A 2,625-nucleotide genomic window follows, 5' to 3' on the forward strand; every position below is an offset into this window, starting at 1 on the left:
CCGGGAACGCCTCATACAACTCCCGGCCCATCCCCACCCGCTGCGCACCCTGCCCCGAGAACAGGAACGCCATCCGGCCCTCACCCGCGGTACCGGTGGCAGCCTGGGAGGCGGAGTCACCGTCCGCCAACTCGGCCAGTGCGGCGACAAGTTCGGCACGGTCGGTGCCGAGAAGGGCGGCGCGGTGGGGGTGGGCGGTGCGGGTGGTGGCCAGGGCGGCGGCGAGGTCGTAGGGGTCGAGGTCCGGGTGTCCGGTCAGGTGAGCGGTCAGGCGGTGTGCCTGGGCTCGCAGGGAGTCCTCGTCGTGGGCGGACAGGAGCCACGGCAGGACGGGGTGGGCGGCACGCGGTGCCGGTTCCGGGGCGGGTGCGTAGTCGGTGGGTTCGGGGGCCTGCTCGATGATGGCGTGGGCGTTGGTGCCGGAGACACCGAAGGCCGAGACGCCGACGCGGCGCGGGTGGTCGGAGCCGGGCCAGTCGACGGCCTCGGTGAGCAGTCGTACGTGACCGGCGCTCCAGTCGACGTGGGTGGAGGGGCGTTCGGCGTGCAGGGTGGACGGCAGGACGCCGTGGCCCAGGGCGAGGACGGACTTGATGACGCCTACGACGCCCGCGGCCGCCTGCGTGTGGCCGATGTTGGACTTGGCGGAGCCGAGCAGCAGCGGACGGTCGTCGGCGCGGCCCTGACCGTAGGTGGCGAGGAGGGCCTGGGCCTCGATGGGGTCGCCGAGGGTGGTTCCGGTGCCGTGCGCCTCGACGGCGTCCACGTCCTGCGGGGCGAGTGAGGCGTTGGCGAGCGCGGCGAGAATGACGCGCTGCTGGGACTGTCCGTTGGGTGCGGTGAGTCCGTTGGAGGCACCGTCCTGGTTGACGGCACTGCCGCGCAGCACAGCGAGGATCCGGTGGCCGTTGCGGCGGGCGTCGGAGAGCCGCTCGACGACGATCGTTCCGGCGCCCTCGGACCAGCCGGTGCCGTCGGCGTCGTCGGAGAACGCCTTGCAGCGGCCGTCGCCGGAGAGGCCGCCCTGCCGGTCGAACTCGATGAAGGCGCCGGGGCTGGACATGACGGTGACGCCGCCGACGACCGCGAGGGAGCACTCACCGGAGCGCAGCGACTGGGCGGCCAGGTGCAGGGCGACGAGGGAGGAGGAGCAGGCGGTGTCGACGGTGATGGCCGGGCCCTCCAGGCCGAGGGCGTAGGCGACGCGGCCGGAGAGGACGGACATGGAGTTGCCGGTGAGCAGGTGGCCCCGGACGTCGTCGGGCACGTCGCGCAGGCCGGAGGTGTAGCCCTGGTCGCTGCATCCGACGAAGACGCCGGAGCGGCTGCCGCGCAGCGTGACGGGGTCGATGCCGGCGCGTTCGAAGGCCTCCCAGACCACTTCGAGCAGCAGGCGCTGCTGGGGGTCCATGGCGAGGGCCTCGCGCGGGGAGATCCCGAAGAAGGCGGGGTCGAAGCGGTCCGCGTCGTGCACGAAACCGCCGCGGTGGCGCTCGCCTCCGGTGCCGGCCGGTGTCCCTGGTGCCGTGGGCCAGCCGCGGTCGGCGGGCCAGTCCGTCACCGCGTCGGTCCCGGAGGCCAGCAGGTCCCAGAACTCGTCGGGGGTGCGCACGTCGCCGGGGAGACGGCAGCTCATGCCGACGATGGCGACGGGCTCCTGCTCGCGGGTCTCCAACTGCCTCAGCTTGTGGCGGGTGTTGTGGAGATCGAGGGTGACCCGCTTGAGGTAGTCCCGAAGCTGCGCTTCCTTCGTCATGGACTGCCCCCATGGTGTGCGGTTCGGTGATGGGACGGGTGTCCGCGCGGGGCCGTGTGCAGCGGCCGGGCGCTCGGTGGCGGCCTGGCCGGCGGTGTGCTCCTCGTGCGGTGAGGACAGCATGACCCGGGCCGGGATCCTTTTTCGGCCCCCGGCGGGGTTCTCTGGGGAAACCCTTGGAAATCCTGCCCGGTCCGCCGTTCACGCAGGCAGGAGCGGTGACCGGGAGGCGACGGGGATCGGGCGGTACCCCGGACGGCCGTAGCGCGCGCACGGAGGTCGGGGCCCGGGCGGGCTCAGGTGTACGGGGGCGGGGCGCCGCGGGAGAGCAGGTCGGTCAGGACGGCGAAGGCGTCCCGGAGGGCGGCGAGGGCTTCGGGAACGCGCCAGGCCGCGCGGTCACGGGGGCCGACCGCGTTGGAGATGGTGCGGATCTCCAGCAGCGGTACGCCGTGGACGACGGCGGCCTCGGCGACGCCGAAGCCCTCCATCGCCTCTGCGGCGGCACCGTGGCGCCGGCGCAGGGCGTGCGCGCGTTCTGCGGTGCCCGTGACGGTGGAGACGGTCAGCACGGGTGCGTGGACGGCACCGAGGACACGGGCGACGGCTGCGGCCAGATGCGGCGCGCACGAGTGCTCGCAGACGCCGAATCCGAGGCTGTCGGCGGACAGGAACCCGTCGGGGGTCTCGCAGCCCAGATCGGCGGCGATGACGCGGTCGGCGACGACGACGGAGCCCGGGGCGGCGACGGGCGCGAACCCGCCCGCGATGCCGGCGGAGATGACGAGGTGGTACGGGTCCCGGTGGACGGCCGCCGCGGTGAGAGCCGCGTCGGTGGCGGCCGCCGCGGCGGCGGGGCCCACTCCCCC

At 74.1% G+C, this 2,625-nt stretch carries 2 protein-coding genes; both read right to left on the minus strand.

Annotated features, from left to right (window positions below; all coding sequences use genetic code 11):
* The coding region (locus ACFU53_RS47610) for a type I polyketide synthase (protein ID WP_384006795.1) at window positions 1-1,756 on the minus strand (1,756 nt) is incomplete at its 3' end.
* Between the two features lie 296 nt (window positions 1,757-2,052).
* Window positions 2,053-2,625 (minus strand): futalosine hydrolase (locus ACFU53_RS47615; protein WP_384006799.1); only part of this gene is annotated, 573 nt, incomplete at its 5' end.

Origin of the sequence: Streptomyces sp. NPDC057474, assembly GCF_042802555.1 — a bacterium.
In the GTDB taxonomy this organism is placed as follows: Bacteria; Actinomycetota; Actinomycetes; order Streptomycetales; family Streptomycetaceae; genus Streptomyces.